We start from the raw sequence: 3,836 nt of genomic DNA, 5'->3' as shown, positions 1-3,836 counted from the left end.
GTCTCGCTGGAAACCCTGAGTATTTCATCGTACCTACTGACGGGTTACATGAAGCGAGACCCTCGGTCGAATGAGGCAGCGCTGAAATATTTGCTAATCGGAGCATCGAGTTCGGCGGTCTTTCTGTACGGCGTCTCTTTGTTGTACGGTCTATCTGGGGGAGAAACGCAGTTAAATGCGATCGCTAATAATGTCGCGGTGCTAGAAACCGGTCAATCTCTGGGGATTTTGATTGCATTAGTTTTTGCGATCGCAGGTATTGCCTTTAAAATCTCAGCAGTTCCCTTCCACCAATGGACGCCTGACGTTTACGAAGGTTCGCCGACTCCCGTCGTCGCTTTCCTCTCCGTCGGTTCCAAAGCGGCAGGCTTTGCTCTGGCGATTCGACTCCTGACCACTGCCTTCCCGTTAGTGACCGAGCAATGGCATTTTGTCTTCACCGCCCTTGCCATTTTGAGCTTGATTTTGGGTAATGTCGTCGCCTTGACTCAAACCAGCATGAAGCGGCTCTTGGCCTATTCTTCCATTGCTCAAGCTGGGTTTGTCATGATCGGGTTGATTGCCGGAACTGACGCCGGTTACGCCAGTACGATCTTTTACCTGCTGATTTATTTATTCATGAACCTGGGCGGCTTTGCCTGTGTCATTCTCTTCACCCTACGCACGGGGACTGACCAGATTAGCGAGTACGCTGGGCTTTATCAAAAAGACCCCCTGCTCACGTTGTGCTTGAGCATTTGCTTACTCTCGCTGGGAGGGATTCCGCCTCTAGCGGGATTCTTCGGCAAAATCTATCTATTCTGGGCAGGTTGGCAAGCAGGACTCTATGGATTGGTCTTGCTCGGTCTGGTGGCTAGTGTAGTCTCGATTTACTACTACATCCGCGTCGTGAAGATGATGGTGGTCAAAGAACCCCAAGAAATGTCCGACGCTGTGAAGGCTTACCCAGAAATTCGCTGGAACCTGCCAGGTTTGCGTCCTTTACAAGTGAGTTTAGTCCTGACTTTGATCGCAACCTCTTTAGCGGGAATTCTGTCGAACCCTCTGTTTGCCTTGGCGAATGAGTCCGTCACCCGCACCCCTATGCTGCAACAGGCGATTCTGAGCGATCGACCACCAGCTGTTAGCGTTCAGCCAATTTCCACTGTAGAAGCTGATAGCTAAAAACTCTCGCGATTTTTATAAGACGCCTGACTCTCTAGAGTCAGGCGTTTTTTGGTTGGAAAAAAGTTGCTTACAGTTCAAATGGCTCGCCGTAACTTTCGCCAAAGCAAACGCGATCGCGTCCGAAACGTCCACCATACTGTTTAAAGGGTTCATCCGCATAGCCCAACGCTAGCAGGCAACAGACATCCACCTCCTCCGGGATTTGGAAGGCTTCTTTCACTTGAGTCGTGACAAACCCTTCCATGGGGCAACTATCAACGCCATAGCTTTTTGCCACAATCATCAGGTGAGCGACAGCTAGCATGGTGTGGCGATTCGTCCACGCTTCAATATTCTCAAAGCAGGGATGGTGCTCAAACAAGGCTGGAATAGCTGAGCGCATGAAATCGGCATAGGCATCATTCATTGCCCCCGCTTCTTTAGCCAGTTCAATTACCGATTCCACATATTCCGGGTTCCCTACACGCCGATCCCCACAGCAAATCAATACCACGGGGGCTTCTCCCACTTGGCGCTGGTTAAAGGCACAAGCTTTTAGCTTTTCCTTGTTTTCTAGCGCTCTCACAGCAATGAAGCGCCAAGGCTGGAGATTATAGCCCGATGGCGCTCGAACACCCAACCGAAAAATTTCTTCTAAAATTACATCGGGAATCGGATCGCTTTTAAATGCTCTTGCAGCACGGCGCTGCTCGATCGCATCCTTCAATCCCATGGTTGGATGCATTTCAATGACCATCACTTCTCCTTTGAACAGTGAACAGTTACGCAGTCAAACAGCGATCGGCTATTAGCGACCAGTGACCAAGCTCATGCCTAGAGGTATGGAGTCCAGTACACCCAACCCTCCACTCAAAGCTTTCAGTTAACAGTGCCCCGTTGAGAGTTGACGCTTTACAAGCGGGACTCTAATCGGGATGTGTTTTTATTCACTGGTCACTGCTCACTGTTCACTGGTCACTGTTTTACCCTAAACCTAATTCGCGCTTGAGTAAATTAATCGACTTGGTACCGATATAATTTTCACTCCGAATCAGCTTGGGCGGACGGATGAGGTCATCTCTTGCCGCTGAGATAGCGGCTTTGACCCTGTCATAACTGGCATGATCGCAGATAATCGTCTGAGCGGCGCGAACCAGAGCATGTAGCTTATAGGTATCATCAACTTGAGCTGTCATCAATAACAACTCATCTCCCCGCAGACTGTGGATGATAATGGATGCGACTCCCAAGGTACCAGCGCTGAGACTCACTACCCCAAGACAACTATCCTTGGGTAAGTCTTTAACAATTTCGAGTTCTTGAGCGTAGTCGTGGATATCAACGGGGATAACGCGAACTGATTTGGGGGCAGCAGTTTCCAAGACTTCTCCAATAAAGTATCGGCTAGTCACTACTGTGCCGGAGTTGGTTTGATCCAACGCGGTAGAGAGTTCTTCTAGCGGTACCAACTCTACTGGGATGCCAAGAGACTGTTCGATTTCTCTAATCATCAGCTTACCCGCTTCCAAATCCCGGCTTGGAACAGTGACAAGTACCCGCGCACTACAGCGCAACCGCCAGTCAATTTCCGATAAAAATAGTTCTCTGGCTTCCCGGAGAGAGCATCCTTGTGATAAAAGTTCATCAAGGCTTTTTTGTACTATTTTGTAAGCTTCAGGATACTGTCTGAGAATAGAAGCTTGACCTTGGGGTCCCCCCTCGTGTCCCTGCTCCTTGACATAAATCCCTGACCCTGCCTGGGACTCCACCAACCCAGTCTCTTCTAATTGTCGATATACCTTACTAATCGTGTTGCGGTGCAAACCCGTGAGCATTGCCAGCTGACGCGTACTGGGCAGTCGATGACCGGGAGGATATTGCCGGGAGGCGATCGCAAACTGAATTTGGTCAAATAGCTGCTTTGAAGCTGGGATTTCACTATCGGGTTGAATATGATACTGAACCATTACTCAATCTCCCAAGCGTTCCGATCGACGAACAAGAGGAGTTTTGCCATAGGCATTATTAACAATAAGGTTTTATCCAGGCATTGAACCTGTTATTACTCAGTAATGCATTCCTGGAAACATCAGTACCAAGAATATTAAGTCTCTGACTAGGCATCATAGCCGAAGTTAAAAACAAGTGAATCACTCAGGTGGGTCTAAATAAGCGTATGCCTAGTGCAAGAAGGCAGAAGACACAGGGCAGAGGGCAGGCTCATCACACCAATCAGCCCTTGGGCAGGGGGTGTGGGGGCAACCTCCCCCAAGTCCGGGTTTTTCCAAAGAACAATCGCTTTTGAGCCATAAGTCAGTGCCATTCATCTTAAGTAGTCGCTCATGAACTGCGTACACCAGAACCGTCTGAAAAACCTTATTCATAAGAACCTTCTGTCCTGGAGACCTCTGCCTTGCCTCCGCGACAACTATCTAATGCCACTAACCGATCGCGGATCTGGCTAATTTTGTCTATTTTTAAAACCCCACCTATTTCAATCATAAACTTTTTAATATTGATACAGCACAGCATTTGATAGTCTTAATTCATACAATCATTGTAGCAAAAACGAAGTTTTTAATCAGTTAAGTTTTACTTTAATCAGAGCGATCGGATTTAAATTAACCATTAACTGATAAATTTAAAATCAACAGCACAATTAACTTTGGAATAAAAAATACTTGATTGAA

At 47.8% G+C, this 3,836-nt stretch carries 3 protein-coding genes; 1 reads left to right on the top strand and 2 read right to left on the bottom strand.

Annotated elements, in window-relative coordinates; all coding sequences use genetic code 11:
• Positions 1–1,164 (top strand): NAD(P)H-quinone oxidoreductase subunit N (locus tag V6C93_RS24370; protein WP_333479264.1); only part of this gene is annotated, 1,164 nt, incomplete at its 5' end.
• 70 nt (positions 1,165–1,234) lie between these two features.
• On the opposite strand, the gene V6C93_RS24365 is transcribed toward V6C93_RS24370, so the two are convergent.
• Together V6C93_RS24365 and V6C93_RS24360 are read right to left on the bottom strand one after the other, a co-directional pair.
• Positions 1,235–1,903: a nitroreductase family protein gene (locus tag V6C93_RS24365; RefSeq protein ID WP_333479263.1), complete on the bottom strand. Its 669-nt coding sequence runs from the start codon at positions 1,901–1,903 to the stop codon at positions 1,235–1,237.
• 226 nt (positions 1,904–2,129) lie between these two features.
• Entirely contained in the window at positions 2,130–3,113 is a 984-nt protein-coding gene (locus V6C93_RS24360) for a GntR family transcriptional regulator (RefSeq protein WP_333479262.1), read from the bottom strand.
• Positions 3,114–3,836: the final 723 nt, after the last annotated feature.

Origin of the sequence: Allocoleopsis sp., from assembly GCF_036703385.1 — a bacterium.
Classification (GTDB): domain Bacteria; phylum Cyanobacteriota; class Cyanobacteriia; order Cyanobacteriales; family Coleofasciculaceae; genus Allocoleopsis.
The sequence above is the reverse complement of the archived record's forward strand: the minus strand, read 5'-3'. Positions and strand labels throughout refer to the sequence as shown.